The 18,060-nt window shown below is 47.1% G+C and carries 16 protein-coding genes; 8 read left to right on the forward strand and 8 right to left on the reverse strand.

The genetic code is table 11. The features are described 5' to 3' along the window. Positions 1 to 114: 114 nt before the first annotated feature. The 4 genes from QUB64_RS10630 to QUB64_RS10645 all read left to right on the forward strand — a co-directional run bounded on the left by QUB64_RS10630 (position 115) and on the right by QUB64_RS10645 (position 5,471). Positions 115 to 1,752, forward strand: a complete 1,638-nt coding sequence (locus QUB64_RS10630) for a ribulose bisphosphate carboxylase small subunit (RefSeq protein ID WP_333265461.1) — start codon at positions 115 to 117, stop codon at positions 1,750 to 1,752. 389 nt (positions 1,753 to 2,141) lie between these two features. Continuing rightward, on the forward strand, positions 2,142 to 2,822 hold the full coding sequence (locus QUB64_RS10635; protein WP_333265459.1) for a carbon dioxide concentrating mechanism protein: 681 nt from the start codon (positions 2,142 to 2,144) through the stop codon (positions 2,820 to 2,822). Positions 2,823 to 3,161: 339 nt separating this feature from the next. Continuing rightward, positions 3,162 to 3,935 (forward strand): carbon dioxide-concentrating mechanism protein CcmK, encoded by a 774-nt coding sequence (locus QUB64_RS10640; protein ID WP_333265458.1) that lies wholly within the window; start codon positions 3,162 to 3,164, stop codon positions 3,933 to 3,935. 480 nt (positions 3,936 to 4,415) lie between these two features. After that, a complete protein-coding gene (locus QUB64_RS10645; protein WP_333265456.1) occupies positions 4,416 to 5,471 on the forward strand; it encodes a tetratricopeptide repeat protein in 1,056 nt (351 codons plus the stop codon). Between the two features lie 439 nt (positions 5,472 to 5,910). Here the strand turns inward: QUB64_RS10645 and hemL are convergent, their stop codons facing one another. Next, entirely contained in the window at positions 5,911 to 7,209 is a 1,299-nt protein-coding gene (gene hemL, locus QUB64_RS10650) for a glutamate-1-semialdehyde 2,1-aminomutase (RefSeq protein ID WP_333265454.1), read from the reverse strand. Between the two features lie 403 nt (positions 7,210 to 7,612). Here hemL and hisIE point away from each other — a divergent pair, with 403 nt between their 5' ends. Continuing rightward, complete coding sequence (gene hisIE, locus QUB64_RS10655) at positions 7,613 to 8,263, forward strand: bifunctional phosphoribosyl-AMP cyclohydrolase/phosphoribosyl-ATP diphosphatase HisIE (RefSeq protein WP_333265452.1); 651 nt, start codon at positions 7,613 to 7,615, stop codon at positions 8,261 to 8,263. A 192-nt stretch (positions 8,264 to 8,455) separates the two neighbouring features. On the opposite strand, the gene QUB64_RS10660 is transcribed toward hisIE, so the two are convergent. Further along, positions 8,456 to 10,585 (reverse strand): iron uptake porin, encoded by a 2,130-nt coding sequence (locus QUB64_RS10660; RefSeq protein WP_333265450.1) that lies wholly within the window; start codon positions 10,583 to 10,585, stop codon positions 8,456 to 8,458. 461 nt (positions 10,586 to 11,046) lie between these two features. Further along, on the reverse strand, positions 11,047 to 12,300 hold the full coding sequence (locus QUB64_RS10665) for an MDR family MFS transporter (protein WP_333265448.1): 1,254 nt from the start codon (positions 12,298 to 12,300) through the stop codon (positions 11,047 to 11,049). A gap of 370 nt (positions 12,301 to 12,670) precedes the next feature. Between QUB64_RS10665 and QUB64_RS10670 the strand changes: the two genes are divergently transcribed. Both QUB64_RS10670 and QUB64_RS10675 read left to right on the forward strand, forming a co-directional pair. Further along, positions 12,671 to 12,817 carry a hypothetical protein gene (locus tag QUB64_RS10670; protein ID WP_333265446.1) on the forward strand — a complete coding sequence of 49 codons (147 nt, stop codon included), beginning with the start codon at positions 12,671 to 12,673 and terminating at the stop codon, positions 12,815 to 12,817. A 45-nt stretch (positions 12,818 to 12,862) separates the two neighbouring features. Then, positions 12,863 to 13,369, forward strand: coding sequence for a hypothetical protein (locus QUB64_RS10675; protein ID WP_333265445.1), 507 nt, complete (start codon positions 12,863 to 12,865; stop codon positions 13,367 to 13,369). 194 nt (positions 13,370 to 13,563) lie between these two features. Here the strand turns inward: QUB64_RS10675 and QUB64_RS10680 are convergent, their stop codons facing one another. The 5 genes from QUB64_RS10680 to QUB64_RS10700 all read right to left on the reverse strand — a co-directional run bounded on the left by QUB64_RS10680 (position 13,564) and on the right by QUB64_RS10700 (position 16,103). Then, complete coding sequence (locus QUB64_RS10680) at positions 13,564 to 13,857, reverse strand: TMEM165/GDT1 family protein (RefSeq protein WP_293133962.1); 294 nt, start codon at positions 13,855 to 13,857, stop codon at positions 13,564 to 13,566. A 273-nt stretch (positions 13,858 to 14,130) separates the two neighbouring features. After that, a complete protein-coding gene (locus QUB64_RS10685) occupies positions 14,131 to 14,595 on the reverse strand; it encodes a TMEM165/GDT1 family protein (protein WP_333265442.1) in 465 nt (154 codons plus the stop codon). Positions 14,596 to 14,619: 24 nt separating this feature from the next. Continuing rightward, positions 14,620 to 14,832 carry a hypothetical protein gene (locus tag QUB64_RS10690; RefSeq protein ID WP_333265440.1) on the reverse strand — a complete coding sequence of 71 codons (213 nt, stop codon included), beginning with the start codon at positions 14,830 to 14,832 and terminating at the stop codon, positions 14,620 to 14,622. 35 nt (positions 14,833 to 14,867) lie between these two features. Next, positions 14,868 to 15,518: a uracil phosphoribosyltransferase gene (upp, locus tag QUB64_RS10695; RefSeq protein WP_333265438.1), complete on the reverse strand. Its 651-nt coding sequence runs from the start codon at positions 15,516 to 15,518 to the stop codon at positions 14,868 to 14,870. A gap of 324 nt (positions 15,519 to 15,842) precedes the next feature. Continuing rightward, positions 15,843 to 16,103 (reverse strand): hypothetical protein, encoded by a 261-nt coding sequence (locus tag QUB64_RS10700; protein WP_333265436.1) that lies wholly within the window; start codon positions 16,101 to 16,103, stop codon positions 15,843 to 15,845. Positions 16,104 to 16,333: 230 nt separating this feature from the next. Between QUB64_RS10700 and crtH the strand changes: the two genes are divergently transcribed. Next, positions 16,334 to 17,878, forward strand: a complete 1,545-nt coding sequence (gene crtH / locus QUB64_RS10705) for a carotenoid isomerase (RefSeq protein ID WP_333265434.1) — start codon at positions 16,334 to 16,336, stop codon at positions 17,876 to 17,878. The last annotated feature ends 182 nt before the right edge of the window (positions 17,879 to 18,060 follow it).

An 18,060-nucleotide genomic window follows, 5' to 3' on the forward strand; every position in this document is an offset into this window, starting at 1 on the left:
CTAACAACTAACAACTAACAACTAACAACTAACAACTAACAACTAACAACTAACAACTAACAACTAACAACTAACAACTAACAAAATTTTTTTCAGCTTAGGAGAACTTAATTTATGGCAGTCCGCAACGTTGCGGCTCCCCCGACGCCTTGGTCGAAAAACTTGGCTGAGCCCAAAATTCACGAAACCGCCTACGTACATTCCTTTTCTAACATTATTGGGGATGTGCATATCGGTTCAAATGTGATGATTGCCCCCGGAACATCTATCCGCGCCGATGAAGGCACTCCGTTTTATATCGGAGCAGGAAGCAACATTCAAGACGGAGTAGTGATTCACGGCCTAGAACAAGGCCGAGTCACAGGAGACGACGACAAATCCTATTCCGTATGGGTGGGGAAAAATACTTCCCTCACCCACATGAGTTTAATTCACGGGCCGGCCTACGTGGGCGACGATTGCTTTATCGGCTTTCGCTCTACGGTGTTCAACGCCAGAGTCGGCAACGGCTGCATTGTCATGATGCACGTATTAATTCAAGATGTGGAGATTCCTCCCGGTAAGTACATACCTTCGGGAGCCATTATCACAAATCAGCAGCAAGCCGATCGCTTGCCTGACGTTCAAGATTCAGATGTTAAATTTGCGACCCACGTCATCGGCATCAATGACGCTCTGAGAGCGGGTTATCGCTGCGCTGACAACATCGCCTGTCTAGCACCAATTCGCAACGAGCAAGCTAAAAACTCAAATATCACTCAAATGAATTATTCTACCCATGCCGGCACCCAATTGAGTTCTTCTCTAGCCGATAGCATCCGTAATTTACTAGCCCAAGGATACAGCGTAGGAGCAGAACACGCCGACGCGCGCCGCTTCCGCACAGGTTCTTGGCGCACTTGCGGCCCAATTTCCTCGACCCGCGACTCGGAAGTAATCGCTGCTTTGTCAGCCTGCATGGCCGATCACCAAGGCGAATACGTCCGCTTGATCGGGATTGACACCAAAGCCAAGCGCCGCGTACTCGAAGAAATCGTCCAAAGACCGGGAGACAACGGCTCTAACGGCTCTAACGGCGCCACAACTCACAAATCTAACGGTAAAGTTGCCCAAGCTGCTTACCAAAATGGCGGTTCTGTATCCAACGGCAAATTGAGCGCGGAAACCGTGGCTCAAGTTCGCAGCTTGCTAGCTCAAGGCTTCAAGGTGGGTACCGAACACGCAGACGCGCGCCGCTTCCGCACCAGTTCTTGGCAAAGCGGGGCTTCGCTGCAAGTCAGAAACGAATCTGAGGCGATCGCCGCTTTAGAATCTGTGATGAACCAGTACCCAGGCGAGTACGTGCGCTTGATCGGGATTGACCCGAAAGCTAAGCGCCGCGTAGTTGAAGAACTGATTCAGCGTCCCGACGGCCCGGTTGCTCAATCGGCTCAGCCGGCTGCAACATCGGGATTCAAAGCAGCAGCTTCGACTGGTGCTGCTGGTAGCGGCAAATTGACCGGCAAGACGATCGACCAAATCCGCAACCTGCTCTCCCAAGGCTACAAAATTGGCACGGAACACGCCGACGCTCGCCGTTTCCGCACCGGTTCTTGGAGCAGTTGCGCGCCGATCGCCACCAACCGCGAATCCGAAGTGATTTCAGCTCTCGAAGGCTGTCTCCAACAACACAGCGGCGAGTACGTCCGCTTGCTCGGTATCGACTCCAAAGCCAAGCGCCGCGTGCTCGAAGAAATTATCCAACGACCTTAAGAAGGTCAGGTAATTAGCCGGTTTCTCCCGTTAAGTCCTCGCGTTGGGCTGGCGGGAGAATTGCCCCTGCGATTGAAGTTGGATTTGAGATAGTTAGAGCGATCGATTGAGAACTTTTAACCAAAATCTAGAAGATTCTGAAACTTTCTAGAAAATATTAAAGGCTCAACAGGACTTATACAAAAAGTAGTTTGATGCGTTACTTATGTGGGTAAGGTGCTGTATGCATCGCCCTACAAATGCAAGGTTATGCGTAAGTCCCAATCGAGATTTTAAGTATTAGTAAATAATCGTTTATTAGATTGAATGGGTAAAATTTATCAGTAGAGAAACCAGATAAATTAAAGTCCTTTTCTCTAAAAAAATAGCTCATTTCAAGGTGAAGTTGAATGTATTTATCGCCACTGCAATTAAGTAGCAACTCTCAGATTTTTATGAGTGGCGATGTAGTTGTGAATGAGGGTGCTGCGATCGCCCCTGGAGCCATCCTGCAAGCAGATCCGGGTAGCCGGATCTCGATCGCCGCCGGTACCTGTATCGGTATGGGAGTTATCCTTCACGCCCGCGAAGGTACTCTGGAAATTGGGGCGGGCGCGATTCTCGGTGCAGGGGTGCTGGTAGTAGGTGCGGGGACGATCGGCGCCAATGCCTGTATTGGCGCGGGAACAACGCTGATTAATCCTTGTATTGACCAAATGCAAATGTTACCAGCAGGCTCTCTGATTGGAGATACCAGCCGCCAAGTCGCGGCAGAACCAACCGCAGAAGCCGCAGCAGCACCAGAAACACCAGAAACCCCCTCCGCCAGTACGCCAGAAGTTGAGCAGCCAGTCGATCGACCGATCGATCCGCCAGAACCCGCCCCAACACAGCCTCCGACACCGCCGGAGACAGCCTCAGATCCGCGGCCAGAAACCGCGGCAAATCCGCCTCCGGAAGCAGGGGGAGTGCCAACTATTCTGTACGGTCAAGCTCACATCAATCAGTTGCTGGGAACGCTGTTTCCGCACCGACAAGCTTTTAATCGATCGCAGGAAAACGGTCAAACTTTATCGGGCGGTTCCGGATAGCAGTCGCTCGATTCTCCATTTTCCATTTTTAGATTTGAGATTTATTCCACAGATGAATCTAAGAGGTTAAACTTTCTTCTAAATTTTTTGGCTCTCTACTCAGGAGCGTCAGGGGCTGGTATTAATTTGGGGGCGTGGTCATTTCTGCAAAAGGCAGCTATGCTGAAGGCAGAATCAAAAAATATAAATAGGTAATCTCATATTATTGGTAGCTCAGCAATTTTTAAGGCCTTGCAGCATAAATATGTGTCTTGCAGCTCGTGCAGTCTGTCTTCTCATCTGAGACACTAAAACTATCAACAAAATTTTATTTTTGGAAGTTTCTAAGGGTAATAGAAGATGGACGGACAAATAGATCGTAACAGTCACTCCGAGCGATCGCAGCGCCAGGAATACTTCAAAGACACTGCTTTGGGTTTGGTATCTACCAAGAGTTTTCCGGCAATTGTCGGGACTGCTGACATGATGCTGAAGTCGGCAGGGGTGATTTTAGTAGGATACGAGAAAATTGGTTCCGGTCACTGTACGGCGATCGTCCGGGGCAGAATTTCCGACGTGCGTTTGGCTGTGGAAGCTGGTGCTCAGACTGCTGAACAGTTCGGCCAGTTTGTTTCTAAGTTGGTGATTCCTCGGCCTTTGGCTAATTTGGAAGTGGTTTTGCCGATCGGGCTTCGCCTGACTCAACTGTCGGAAAGTGGCAGTTTTTCTCGGCTGAGCAATCAGGCGATCGGTTTGCTCGAAACGCGGGGATTTCCGGCAATGGTCGGCGCTTGCGATGCTATGCTCAAATCCGCAGACGTACACTTAGCCGCCTACGAGAAAATTGGTGCCGGTTTGTGCACGGCAATTATTCGCGGTGCAGTCGCAGATGTCGCAGTCGCCGTAGAAGCGGGGATGTACGAAGCAGAGCGCATTGGCGAGTTGAACGCGGTGATGGTAATTCCCAGGCCTTTGGAAGATTTGGAACAAACTTTGCCGCTGGCGAGTTGCTGGATAGAACAGCGCCAACCAGTGAGGATGCCTATCTCTGTTCAAGAAAAGGAAAAAGAATTGATCGAACTTCCAGATTTGGAGAAATTGAGAGTTTATGTGGAAGAGGAAATCAATCGCTAAATCGATAATTGGTAATTGGTCATCAGGAATTGGTAATTACCCAAGAAAAGTTTGTAGAGATCGGGTGCGGAAAATACTGAGACGAAGTTTGACAATCCAGATATAAATTTTACTCGCGATCAGTACGTAAAATAATTTATACTGAGTAGCTGCGTCAAGCTGAATTTGGCTACCAGTGCCGCTCGCACCCGCATCTAGAGACACGTAGGGCCAACTAAAACCCGATTTTCGAGCGAAAGTCGATCGGGTAAACAATCGAACAGACAGAGTAAATCAAGGCGAGGAGCAGCCGCTTTCAACATGATTTAACTACTGTTAAAATAAACCTAAAATCCTGTTTCGGATAGATTTCCTGGAATAAGTAAAGAGTTACTCTGGGTGCTGTGTGGATGCTCTTTCCACAAATTAACGCCTGTCGAGCTCAAAACTGAGTGGAAAGGAATCAATCCCCAGAATAAAGCAAGGAATGAAAGTTGACCTATGAACCTCAAAGAATTGAACCTCAAGCATTTTTACAAGCGCGGTTTGCACAGCGCCAAAAAAGGAAACTACGAAGCGGCACTTGAGGACTTCGATCAGATACTGCAAGTCAATCCCGCCGATGCCAAAGCCTATAACAATCGCGGTTTAGTCTACTATTACATGAAAGACTACCAAAGGGCGATCGCAGACCTGAGCCAAGCACTAGACATCAATCCTAATTTGTTCGAGGCATACTTAAATCGAGGGAATGCTTGGCGCCATCTCGGAGAAAACGACAAAGCCATTGAGGATCTCAACTGCGCTTTAGTAAGCAAGCCCGACAGCCACGCTATCTACAACAACCGGGGACTCGTACTTGCTAATTTAGGACATTATGAAGAAGCAATAGAAGACTACAATCAAGCTCTCTCTATCAATTCACAAAATTATAAAACCTATTACAACCGGGGTCGCGCTTACTACCTTTTGGGAGAAAAATATGCAGCAACGGAGAACTTTAACGAAACGCTGCGGTTGAATCCCAGATATATCAAAGCTTATATAAATCGCGGCCTCTCTTACCACCAATTAGGAGACAACACGCAGGCGATCGCCGATTACAACACAGCACTCGGCATCGACGCAAACAATGTTTATGCGTATTATAACAGAGGTTGCGTTCGCTATAAATTAAAACAAATGCAGTTGGCAATTGAAGACTTTAACAAAGCAGTAGAACTCGATCCGAACCACATTAAAGCTTATCTCAATCGGGGTTTAGCGCTGTACAAACTGGGAGATATTGCGACAGCAAATAGGGATTTTTACCACGTAATGTGCATTAATGCTGAAGCTTATGTATACTACCAGGCCCAGCGCTGCACGCCTGATATTAACTCGTATTTCAAGGAAGCGCCGCAGGTGGATCTTAATAATGCTGTGGAATACTACAACACCACATTAAATACGATCTCAAGTTCCTTAAGTTCGGCAGCATTAAACGCGATTTGGAATCAAGAAGATTTGGAGAACAGAGACTCGATTATCTGTGAAGGTGAATTTCTTAATGAGTAAATTTGTCAGTAGTCAGTAGTCATTGGTCATTTTACCCAGAGCGAAGTCGAAGGGTGGTCATTTGTGATTGGTCATCTCGCCGCTCGCGAAGTCGAAGGGTGGTCATTAGTCAGCAGTTATTAAGTAAATAATCGGAAAAAATAAAACCTCAAAAACCCGGTTTCTTTGTAGATTTGTGAATCCTCGCAAAATCTCGTATAAACCGGGTTTTTAGCCCCCTATGCGTAAGCCTTGGAAATGTTGGAAGTGTTGACAAAAAGTTTGCTGGCGCGCGCCGATCTCAGAAACCGGGTTTCTTGCTAGATTTCTCGTTACTAAACACAAAGTCTCGTAGAAACCCGGTTTCTCGTCCCCTACGTTAAAGTCCCGACTGCAAAAACAGCCAGGACTTTAATTTTTAATCCCTAAGTTTTAAGGGCTAAAGCCCTCACTACAAACCTTAAATACTTGCCATCACTTCGCGCGCGGCTGCTAAAGTGCGATCGATATCTTCCTCAGTATGAGCCAAAGAAGTGAACCCAGCCTCAAACTGCGAAGGAGCCAGATAAATACCGTGCTCCAACATTCCCCGGTGAAAGCGGCTGAACTTCGTCAAATCAGACTTCTTAGCATCCTCGTAATTGTGAACCGGGCCGGCCGCAAAAAACAAGCCAAACATCCCGCTAATTTGACCGCCACAAACCGCGTGTCCGGCTTCCTTAGCAATTTTCAGCAATCCCTCCGACAGTTTTTTCGTAATCCTGTCCAACTGTTCGTAAGTGCCGGGTTTTTGCAACAATTCCAAAGTTTTAATTCCAGCAGTCATCGCCAAAGGATTTCCCGAAAGCGTACCAGCTTGATACATCGGCCCTGCGGGAGCCACCATCCCCATAATATCGCGCCGTCCGCCGTAAGCGCCCACCGGCAAACCGCCGCCGATAACTTTACCCAAAGTTGTCAAATCCGGGGTGACACCGAATTTTTCCTGAGCTCCGCCGTAGGCGATGCGGAAACCAGTCATTACTTCATCAAACACCAACAAAGCACCGTTATCTTTGGTAATTTCCCGCAAACCTTCGAGAAAACCTGCATCTGGAGTAATAAAACCGGCATTCCCTACTACTGGTTCCAGAATTACACCTGATATCTCGCCGGGATTTTCAGCAAATAAAGCTTTGACTGCTTCCAAATCATTGTAGGGAGCGTTGAGGGTGTTGGCGGTAACAGATTTGGGTACGCCCGGAGAGTCGGGAAGGCCGAGAGTTGCGACGCCGGAACCGGCTTTTACCAGGAACATATCGGCGTGCCCGTGATAGCAGCCTTCAAATTTAATCACTTTGTCGCGTCCGGTGAAGGCTCGCATTAGCCGCAAAACGGCCATACAAGCTTCGGTACCGGAATTGACAAATCGCACCATTTCAATGCTGGGAACGGCATCAATCACCATTTCGGCGAGCACGTTTTCCAACAGCGAGGGTGCGCCGAAACTCGTACCTTTTTCTAAAGATTCGTGAAGGGCTTTGATGACTTCGGGGTGGGCGTGGCCGCAGATAGCCGGGCCCCAAGTACCTACGTAGTCAATGTATTGGTTGCTGTCAACATCCCAAATGTAGGCTCCTTTTACCCTGTCAAAGACGATGGGCTGTCCGCCTACGGATTTGAAGGCGCGCACGGGGGAACTGACGCCACCGGGCATCAATTTCTGGGCGGCGGCAAAGATTTCTTCTGATTTGGTCGTTTTCAAGGTTGTGGAAACCAATGTTTTCTCCTTAGTGAAGGTCTGTTGTTGGTAGGATACTTAATATAGCGACTTCTGGTTAAAGGCTAAGCCGATTCAAGGAAACTATAGTAGTAGATTTTAGGATACAAACCAATCAGTAGCAATACTAGCTTGGGTTTTTCAGGCTTTGTAGAACCCGCACCGATCGCCCTCAATTGTAATTTTTTGTAAAATAGTTATTGACAATTTGTCCCTAACTTGCTAAGTTGCCCCAGATGTCGATCGGCAAAAACCAGTGTCTTCAGTTACTCGCTTCTCGGTTGAAGATTTCCTATCTCTTCTTTTCTTTTCTTGCTCTGTGTCAAGAGTGTCCTCTGCGGTTAATTAAAAGAATTGTCTTACAAAAAAGCGTAAAATTATATTACAAAGTTGCAATAAAATTATGTCTGCTACGGATTTGTCTAGTTTGAGCCGATCGATCCCAATTGAAAAGATCCGTTACGACGATCGCGGTTTAGTACCTGCGATCGTCCAAGATTACTTAGACGGCACTGTATTGATGATGGCGTGGATGAATCGCGAATCGCTGCAAAAAACGATGGAAACCGGTCAAACTTGGTTCTGGAGCCGTTCTCGCGCTGAATTGTGGCCGAAGGGAGCGACTTCGGGACACGTTCAAAATGTCAAAGGGCTGCGTTACGACTGCGACAGCGATGCTTTGCTGGTGACAGTAGAACAAGTCGGAGATATTGCTTGTCACACGGGCGAAAGAAGTTGTTTTCACCAAGTTGATGGGGAAATTGTGGCGCCGCCGGGGGATATGTTATCTCAATTATTTGACGTAATTTGCGATCGGCGCGACAATCCTAACGAAACTTCTTATACTTGCAAGTTGTTCGAGGGCGGCGACAATAAAATTCTCAAGAAAATTGGCGAAGAGTCGGCGGAAGTTGTGATGGCTTGCAAAGATGACGATAAAGACGGGATTGCGGGGGAAGTTGCGGATTTATTTTACCATGCTTTGGTTGCTTTAGCTCACCATCAGGTTGACTTGAGAGCAGTTTATCGCAAATTGGGCGATCGCAGAAAATAATAATTGGTCATTGGTCATTGGTCATTGGTCATTAGTCATCGATCATTAGTCATCGATCGTTGATTTGTAAGGGCGGGTTCACAAACCATATTTACAACTCACAAATAGGTTAAATAAACCCGCCCCGCCTCACGCAGAAGCTCTAACAGCCTTTCTCTCAACAATTAGAAACTACTACATCGTCGCCACTTCCTAGAAACTAAAAGTAGTGCGAAGAACTCCCACCCCTACAGTATCATTATCCTTCGTACCTTCAGGATTGAACAACACAAAAGCCCCCGGTGTAATACTGATATTATCGTTAACCTGGAAACGATAATAAGCTTCCAAATGATAAGGAGTAGCTTTATTTGTCTGAAAACGAGCACCGCCACTTACCGAATCGCGATCCAAAGGCTGTCCGAACAGAATACCTGCATTATTGCCCTGTTTGAACAAATCTCGGAAATGGAAACCTACCATCCAACTGTTAAAAGTTGTAGAAGCATTGCTTCTTTCAGCATCAGCAATTATCCAACCTCCATAACTAGAAACAGCAAACTTAGGAGAAAGCCGCCAGGTTGCAGTACCACCAAACGAATTCATCCTCACCCCGCCGCTAACAGGTTGTCTATCCCTTCCCAAAATCGAACCCAAATCCGCATCAGACAATCCTGTCGCCAGAATATTCAATTGGTGGCGGCTGTAAGCGTAATTCAAACCAATGTCAAGACTGCTAGTTGGTTTAATCGTTAACTGTGCCGCCGCCACGGTACTGCCATTAAACAAACCAGCTCCCAACGGAGTAGCTGGAAACCCTAAATCGTTAGGCAAAGCAGCATTTACGCTGCCGTACAAAGCTGTGAGATTGATTTTTTTAGAAAGGTTCCAAATAAATCCACCTGCCGATGCTAAACCGGTGCCAGAAGTACCGCCGGATACTCGCACTACAGGGTTGTAACCTCCAAACCTAGAAATAGATTCTTGCCCTTCTCCAGCAAAAGGAGTGATTGCTTGAAAAGCATCTGAAGTTTCTGCTTTCGGGCCGGCAAATAAAGTGATGTTTCTAGAAACTGGAAACACGTAAAGCAGTTTGTAGAGTTCTACAGTATTCGCGCCAATGCTCGATAGATTCTGGGGATTAATCCCGGGAAATTGTGGCTCAAAACTCAGCTTTGCCTGACTGTCCGACAAACCGCTAAATGCCCCCGTTGACAAACCCAACTGAGGCCCGAAGCTGCGAATATTGTACGCTTGCAAGCCTGTGATTAGAGTATCTTTCCCTGTGAAACTGGTCAGCAAATTTAGTCTGACTCGGTAATTGAAGACTGTTTGAGTATCGGTGTGATTGTTTTTGGTTGTATCGGCAACGCTAAAGATTGCTTCGCCTTTGAGTTTAGTTGTTGTGGAAAACTGATTCGCTTCTAGTTCGGCGGTACGCGCTTCTAAAGCATCGACTCTACCGCGCAAGGTAGCTAATTCGGCGGCAAATTCTTCTTGCAATCTTTGCAGTTTGGTTAAGTCTTCTTTCGTCGCTAAATTGGTAGTGCCTGATTTGATTAATTCGTTAACTTTGTCCAAGCAAGCATTTAAACCGGCGGCGAATTCGTAGCGAGTCATTGCCCGATTCCCTCGGAATGTACCGTCTGGATATCCCGCTATACAGCCGTATCTTTCTACGAGAGATTGCAAAGCTTGAAATGCCCAGTCTGTCGGGCGCACGTCGGAGAGTTGCGAGACAGATGTTACTTGCTCGAGTTCGGTAGATTCTGGGGTTTCGCTGTTGGTTGCTGCGGGTTCTAAGGAAGCGCTGTTGGCGATTTCAGCTATTTTTTCGGCAGTAGAAGTTTCTGTTTGGGCGATCGCTGGTGCAGGGTTTTGGGCGGGAATCACAGATATTTGTTCTGTGGCTTCGGCTGGTATCTGCGGGTTTTGGGCGGGAATCACAGATGTTTTTTCTGTGACTTCGGCTGCGGCTGGGTTGGCTGCTGTTTCGGCAATGTTTAATGAGTTTTCCGCTGGATTGTCTGCGGTTAATGCTGCTATTTCCGGCGGATTGAGGTTGGCGGTTCCTTGGGGAAGATTTGCGAGTTGATTAATGGTTGAGTTTGTATTGTCAACTTGTACTGAATCAACTTGTTGTTTAGATTCGGATGTTTCAGGAAGTTTGACCTGATTTTCAACTGTTGTGACGGGGCTGATTTTAGCCTCTGACTCTTTTAAGTCTTGAGTACCTAATGTTTCTTTTTCGACGACTGGAGTCATCGCAGCCAATGGCAAAGAAGCGGCAAGTATATAGAATAAACCTACTGCACCAGCACTAAATAGTAGACGTGTTTTCATGAAAATACCTCACACAATTGATTGTAAAATTATTGTTAGTTTTTTAGGATTGTAAACCTATTCGGGAGCAAAAAAACGCAGGTTTTTCGGGAATTAAATAGATATATCTTATGTGTTTTATAAGATATGCAAAGAATTGCCTATCAGAATCTAAGACTGCTAGGCATTTTTTGGGCGATTTATTTATGTGGTTGATTAAGCTAAGCTGTTTTGGATTTAAATTGCATATTAAGAAGGGGCGCGAAACCTATTCCACAATGTTTTTATTGATTGTTGACGTACATACAATAGACAAGATTGCAACAATAGTTAGGAACAGGCTCTCCGGCCCGTTCCACAGGGAAAATATTTTTTTTGTAACGGGTTCTGGGGCCCGTTCCACAAGATCAAAAGGACTTTGGCAAGATATCTAATCTAATTAAAATGTGGAATATCATATCACGAAAGTAGTATTTTGGCAATTATTTTTTTAACATTCGATCGACCTTTTGCAAAATCACAACAGCCAGCATCGCACTTAAAGCCAAACCCAACCACAAATTATCCGCCCCCCATTTACCCCGATCCAAAGCGAAACCGCCCAGCGGCGGGCCGATTAAATACCCGATCGCCCAACACTGAGAATTCACCGCCAAATACACGCCCCGCAAAGACTCCGGCGCTAAATCCACCACCAAAGCCGAAGCAAAAGGCGTATAAGCAACCGTAGCCAGCGACAAAACACTCAACCCAACAACCGCTACAAATAGATTGCCAGTTGCAACCATTCCCGTCAAGCCGATCGCAATAAAACCCATTCCCCACAGCAGCGCTGAAACCATCAAAGCTCGCGGGTGAGAAAACCGCCTCAAAGCCTTAACCACAGGCATTTGCAAAGCCACAGTCAAAAACGTGCTAAAAGCAAACAAAACGGTAATTGTACCTGTAGAAAAGCCTGTTCCCGATGTCCCCACCTGCACGAACTTGCTAAAATACAGCGGCATCGTAGTTTGAATTTGGGAAATGTAGAGAGTAAACATAGTATTCACTAAAGCGTAGACTAGCAAAGTGCGATCGCTCAGCGCCACCATCCAGCCATTTTTCAGACTTTTTTTGCCTGTATCATTTGACGTAGAAGGTTTGTATGTTTCCGAAATTGCGATCGCCACCACCGCAAACAGCACTAAAAACGAGATACCGTCGATCATAAAGAGCGATCGATAATTCCCCGTTAGCGCAATCAACACACCGCCCAAAATAATCCCAACTTGCAAACCCAAATTATCAGCAAGCCGCGTCAAAGCAAAAGCCTCCTGTCGCTGTTCCCCCTCAGTTAAATCCGCCACCATCGTCTCAGTTGGAGGCCAATACAAACCCACGCCAAAACCCATCAATAAATTAGCCACAACTAAACCTGAAAAATCATGAGTCGCCGACAACATAAAAGAAGCCACCGCCGAAATCACTGTGGCCAGCAATAAAGTTCGCCGCCTTCCCCAAAATTTGGAATCGCAAAAAGAACCGCCTAAAATCCGGCCGAATATTCCCGAAATTGAACCGCTACCCAAACCAATCCCAACAGCAGTTGCAGATAAGCCGACGCGATCGACAAAAAAGATCGGTGCGTAGAATAGAGTAAAACCGCTGCCGCTTTGCGAGAGGAATCGGCCCGCGGCGAGAATCCACACTTGAGTCGGGAGACGGGGAAGCCAAGATGATAGTTGAAATTTAGGCATATACGGCAGATTTTAGATTTTAGATTGGGGATGATTTATATCATCTGCGATCGCGCGATCGTTCGTAGTGCGTCCAGGCGTCCGCTCTTATCCTGCGGACGCCTGGACGCACTACGAACTGTTTCTGCTATCGTAATTGACCGGATATGATATTACTCGATCGGAGTTTGAATCTGAAAAAGTAGGTAGTAGGGCGCGTCAGATTTTAGCCGTCTATCGATCGAACAATCTCCTGCTGACGCACCCTAAAACTGCGATAGCTTTGTTCCTGGCAATGACATAAACTCGGAATGAGATCAACTGCGATCGCACAACAAAACTTTTAAACTGTTGCTGCGCGATCGCCCGACGAGCTAATGCCAGTAGTACGGTGCCTCAGCTTTTAGCCGATCGTGCGATCGCACAATCCGCGGTTGACGAACCCTACAGCCCGCAAGCTTTACAATTCTTCTCAGTTAGTTACACAAAAGTAACGATTAATTTAAAAATACTTAACACGATTATAGAAAAAAGTTAGTTAAGCTCTAGAAAAGGCAGAAAAAAATTTAGAGGGTCTAATTATATGACAGCTATTAGTACATCGAGAGTGGAATCAGTAAGACCCCGCTGGCAAGCAATTGTCATGGTAGCCTTAATTTTCTGGCTCAGCGGTAGCGTGATTTTGGATCTATTAGTCATGCCGAGCCTCTACGTATCTGGCATGATGGTATCTCCCGATTTTGCAACTGCGGGAAATTTGATGTTCTGGGGATTCAACCGCGTTGAATTAATCTGTTCGGGCTTGGTAGCAACGGGTTTGATGGTTTTGAGCAATTCACTCAGTGACTTCGGCAAGCGCAGCCGCACAGCAATCATATTATCATTCGTACTTCTGGCGATCGCCCTGGTTGACACCTACGCCCTCACACCTCAAATGAGTGCCTTGGGAATGCAGCTAAATCTGTTCGACTCCGCCACAGAAGCGCCCGCCGGCATGAACATACTGCACCAAGGATATTTTGCCTTGGAAGCGCTGAAGTTGGCTGTCGGCGGTACGCTGCTCGGCTGGTGCTACCAAAACCAAGTTTAATCGACACAATCTTGAAAGGTTGAATTGAGAAAAAAACTCAATCTCTAGCGGCGGGCGTGAATTCACGCCCGCCGCTGATTTTTGGGACGGGCCATAAGAGCCCATCCCACAAGAAAAAAATTGTGGGATGGGCTCTTATGGCCCGTCCTAATTATTTTTACCAAAGGTCAACTTTGTCAAGTTTCCCGCCAATCCTACTCGGAAGCTTCCGCTTCATCAGATTTTGGCCACAGCAGGCGCAAGCCCATCACCGCGAATCCGATCGCCGCGATCGTCTTTACCAATCGCTCCGGTAACACCTCCGCCGTACCTTGTCCCACCAAAACACCAAGGAAACTCGCCAACAGCAGCGCCGACGCCGTGCCGAAAAATACAGCCCGCGGCGAGTTGCAACTGCTACCCAGGGCGATCGCAGCTAATTGACTTTTGTCACCCAATTCTGACAAAAATACCGTAATAAAAGTTATACCTAAAAGTTGCCAATCCATATTTTTTTTGAGTTATCAGTTAGGTCTTTAGAAGTCTACAACTTACTCACAAACTCCGAGAAACCCGGTTTCTCTCCACATACCCATGTTTTTGACTATCAGTCATATCATGTCCGGTTGATTACCATCACAAAAACCGTTTGTAGTGCGGACTTCAGTCCGCTTTATGCTGCGGACTGAAGTCCGCACTACAAACCTTACTTATTCGGGTCAATCGATCGCACATGATATCATTCCCAAATCTCAAATCTAAAATCCCAAATCTAAAATCGTTTAACCCAGCACTTCCCAAAGTAAAACCGCCGAAATCGCCAGCAAAATCACTCCCGCTGCTCTCTCCAAAGTTTTCGGAGCAATCCGACTAGCCAGCCACCTTCCCAGCAAAACCCCCAGCAAACTGGTTGCTATCAAAGCCGAACCCGCCCCCGCAAACACAATCCAAGGATTCCGAGATTCAGCCGTCATCAGCAAAATCGCGAGCTGAGTTTTGTCTCCAACTTCCGCCAAAAAAATAGTGGCAAAAGTCGAAGCAAAAATTGCCCAGTGCTTCGGCTTCAGTTGCTGTTCTTCCTGACAAATATCGGGATTTGCGCTCACTGAAAGTTCTGCCTGCTCGGAGGTTAAAGCAGCACAAATCTCAGAAGTCTCTTTGAGTTTTTGTAGTTGTGGCGGCAAATCGCAATTGGGGGTTTGTGAGTCAGAAGCAGACAAGTTTGGCGGTACAGAATCAAGTTTCACGGGCTAATGAGTGCTAAACGCTATTTATTTTTGACTTCTGGTTTTAATTTTAACTTTGACTGTGCCTGCTTTGACCAAACCAGGGTCATCTTTTTTTTCGGAGATTTCCGCAACCGATGCCAGAAACAAGTCACCGCACCCAAACACGGGCAAACCGAACCTAAGCGCGAGATTTTTCTGTGGAATCAATTCTTCAATCTTGAATCCAAAATCTTCAATCCACAATCTTGAATCCAAAATCCAAAATCTTCAATCCAAAATTGCCTGCTGGTTTATGTGCCGTAAGTTCGATCGCCCGCATCACCCAAACCAGGTACAATAAAGCCCTGTTCGTTGACTATTTCGTCGATCGTTGCCGTGTAAAGAACCAAACTCGGGTACTCCGTGCTCAGCCGCTTCAAAGCCGGAGGAGCAGCCACCACAGAAATAATCCGAATCAAACTCGGGTTAATTCCCCGTGAAATCAATTCCTGCATTGTCGCCACAATCGTCCCGCCAGTCGCCAGCATCGGCTCGCTAATTATCACCCGCGTTTCCGGGTTAAACTGCGCCGGCAATTTATTCAAATAACAAGTCGCCTCCAGCGTCTCCTCATTCCTCGCCATACCTAGATGGTAAACCGAAGCCAGCGGCACAACCGTCTGAATTCCTTCCAGCAGTGACAAACCCGCCCGCAAAATCGGTACCACAACTAACGGAGATTCCGGGTTAATAAAAGTCGCCGGAGATGAGCTCAAAGGCGTTTGCACCGTTGTGTCTACTGTCGGGAGCCAATCTCGAATTGCTTCATAAGCCAGCCAACGTCCCAATTCTGTCATCGCAGAGCGAAAAAGTACCGATGGGGTGGCGGCGTCGCGGGCGACAGCCAGCCAGTGTTTAATTAACGGGTGGGGCGGAACGTAAACGCGCAGTTGCAGGGCCATGAGGAAATTGGGGAGATTGCTAGGTTTGAGGGATTTTATGCGGTGCGATCCTTTTCGAGGGCTTCGCTAACGATCGCTCTGTGCAACTTATCACAATCTTCCATCTAAAATCGAAAAATGGAAAATCTAAAATCCCACAAGTCACTTTATTAACCAGAAAGAATTGGTTTAAAGCGAATCCCTTGTAAGCGAGAAATTAAAATCAGACTGTTCGTCACTTTAATCCTCTTCCTTCGAGCTAGAGTTCGCCCTCCTCCCAACGACTTGCTTCGGCTGCGCTCTTGGGACAAGTCGCTTTTCTGACAAGCTGTCAAGCGCCAACTACTAACTGCCAACTACCCACTGCCAACTACCAACTGCCAACTGCCCACTGCCCACTGCCAACTGCCCACTGCCCACTCCCCACTGCCAACTGCCAACTGCCCACTCCCCACTGCCCACTGCCCACTCCCCACTGCCAACTGCCAACTGCCAACTGCCCACTCCCCACTGCCCACTGCCCACTCCCCACTGCCCACTGCCCACTGCCCACTGCCCACTGCCCACTGCCACCTTATTGAAATATTTTTCTAAGAGTATTGACATTAATTAGCAACAAGGCTATAGTAATTTTTAGTGTTCTCCTCTCAAAGGATCGGCAGACGGGGGCAGTCGGCAATGGTAGACTGTTCCCGCATTTTTTTGGGGAAGCCAGAAGCTAGAACCCAGATGTCAAAAGGAACTAACGCACAAGACCCTGAGGGAAAATCCCAGAGCCAAGAGATCGGGAGAGCGATCGACTGTAAAATTGTAAAAATATTAAGATTTTTAACCTAATGTCAGCTCCTACCCAATCCCAGTTATTCTCCGCCAACTCCCGCCCGACAGAGCAAGAGTTTGATGTGATAGTCATCGGTTCCGGCATTGGCGGACTCGTGACAGCAACCCAGCTAGCAGCCAAGAAAGCCAAAGTTTTGGTACTCGAAAGCTACACAATTCCGGGGGGTAGTGCTGGATATTTCGATCGAGAAGGCTACAGATTTGATGTCGGAGCCTCCATGATATTTGGGTTCGGACAGCGCGGCACCACCAACCTCCTCACCCGCGCCCTCAAAGCCGTCAACGTCACCCTAGAAACTATTCCCGACCCGGTACAGCTTCACTACCACCTACCCTCAGGTCTGGATCTGGAAGTTCCCCAGCCTTATGACAAATATTTGCAAGAATTAATTGACAGATTCCCCCACGAGCGCGAAGGCATCGAGAAATTTTACGGCGAATGCTGGAACGTCTTCAACTGCCTCAACGGCATGGAATTGCTATCCCTAGAAGAACCTGGATATCTCGTTCGAGTCTTTTTTCAAAATCCTTTAGCCTGTTTGGGATTAGTAAAATATTTGCCTCAAAATACTGGCGACATTGCGCGGCGCTACATAAAAGACGCTACTTTGCTGAAATTTATCGACATGGAATGCTACTACTGGTCAGTAGTACCCGCAGACTTGACGCCGATGATTAACGCCGGAATGGTATTTTCTGACAGACATTACGGCGGCATCAATTATCCCAAAGGCGGAGTCGGTCAAATTGCCCAAAAATTAGTCGAAGGATTAGAAAAATGCGGCGGAAAAATTCAATACAAAGCTAAGGCGAAAAAAATTATCACAGAAAACGGTCGCGCTGTCGGAGTCGAACTCACAACCGGCGAAGTTTACCGAGCCAAGCGGATAGTTTCTAATGCTACGCGCTGGGATACTTTCGAGAAATTGCTGCCCGCTGAAGAGATGCCAGCTAGCGAGAAGAAATGGCAGCAGCGCTATCAAAAAGCCCCCAGTTTCTTGAGCTTGCATTTGGGAGTCGAAGCCAGCGTCATCCCTGCTGGTACTGCCTGCCACCACATTTTGTTAGAAGATTGGGACAAAATGGAAGCGCCGGAGGGAACTGTTTTGGTATCAATTCCGACGGTGCTAGACCAAGATTTAGCTCCCGAAGGATATCACATTGTTCATGCTTTTACTTCAAGTTGGATGGAAGAGTGGGAAGGACTTTCGCAGCAGGAATACGAGGATAAAAAAGAAGAGGCGGGGGGGAGAATTATTGACAGATTAGAAAAGATTTTTCCTGGTTTAGATGCTGGCTTGGATTATATGGAAGTTGGGACGGCGCGTTCTCACCGCCGCTTTTTGGGCCGCGAAGATGGAACTTACGGGCCGATTCCGCGGCAGAAATTAATGGGTTTGCTGGGAATGCCATTTAATCGAACTTCTATGCCAGGTTTGTATTGTGTGGGCGATAGTACGTTTCCCGGACAGGGTTTAAATGCGGTGGCATTTTCTGGATTTGCTTGCGCGCACCGAATAGCTGTGGATTTGGGTTTTTAGTGGTAGGGTTCGTCACATTTTTCTCAGGACATACGGGAGAAAATGTGATTCGGTATCCGCTAAAATAACGCCAATCAGGTTTGTAGTGAGGACTGAGCGTCCTTATCAAATCAGAAAGCACGCTCAGTCTTCACTATGAATAAAATAACGCCAATCAGGTTTGTAGTGAGGACTTCAGTCCG

Origin of the sequence: Microcoleus sp. Aus8_D2 (assembly GCF_036702665.1) — a bacterium.
Lineage (GTDB): Bacteria > Cyanobacteriota > Cyanobacteriia > Cyanobacteriales > Microcoleaceae > Microcoleus.

Bases quoted from the DNA above. Each gene is read 5' to 3' on its own strand.
- QUB64_RS10635 (WP_333265459.1), top strand. From the start codon at position 2,142: ATGTATTTATCGCCACTGCAATTAAGTAGCAACTCTCAGATTTTTATG.
- QUB64_RS10630 (WP_333265461.1), top strand. From the start codon at position 115: ATGGCAGTCCGCAACGTTGCGGCTCCCCCGACGCCTTGGTCGAAAAAC.
- QUB64_RS10640 (WP_333265458.1), top strand. From the start codon at position 3,162: ATGGACGGACAAATAGATCGTAACAGTCACTCCGAGCGATCGCAGCGC.
- QUB64_RS10675 (WP_333265445.1), top strand. From the start codon at position 12,863: ATGACAGCTATTAGTACATCGAGAGTGGAATCAGTAAGACCCCGCTGG.
- QUB64_RS10645 (WP_333265456.1), top strand. From the start codon at position 4,416: ATGAACCTCAAAGAATTGAACCTCAAGCATTTTTACAAGCGCGGTTTG.
- QUB64_RS10680 (WP_293133962.1), bottom strand. From the start codon at position 13,857: ATGGATTGGCAACTTTTAGGTATAACTTTTATTACGGTATTTTTGTCA.
- hisIE (WP_333265452.1), top strand. From the start codon at position 7,613: ATGTCTGCTACGGATTTGTCTAGTTTGAGCCGATCGATCCCAATTGAA.
- QUB64_RS10700 (WP_333265436.1), bottom strand. From the start codon at position 16,103: ATGTCAATACTCTTAGAAAAATATTTCAATAAGGTGGCAGTGGGCAGT.
- upp (WP_333265438.1), bottom strand. From the start codon at position 15,518: ATGGCCCTGCAACTGCGCGTTTACGTTCCGCCCCACCCGTTAATTAAA.
- QUB64_RS10665 (WP_333265448.1), bottom strand. From the start codon at position 12,300: ATGCCTAAATTTCAACTATCATCTTGGCTTCCCCGTCTCCCGACTCAA.
- QUB64_RS10660 (WP_333265450.1), bottom strand. From the start codon at position 10,585: ATGAAAACACGTCTACTATTTAGTGCTGGTGCAGTAGGTTTATTCTAT.
- crtH (WP_333265434.1), top strand. From the start codon at position 16,334: ATGTCAGCTCCTACCCAATCCCAGTTATTCTCCGCCAACTCCCGCCCG.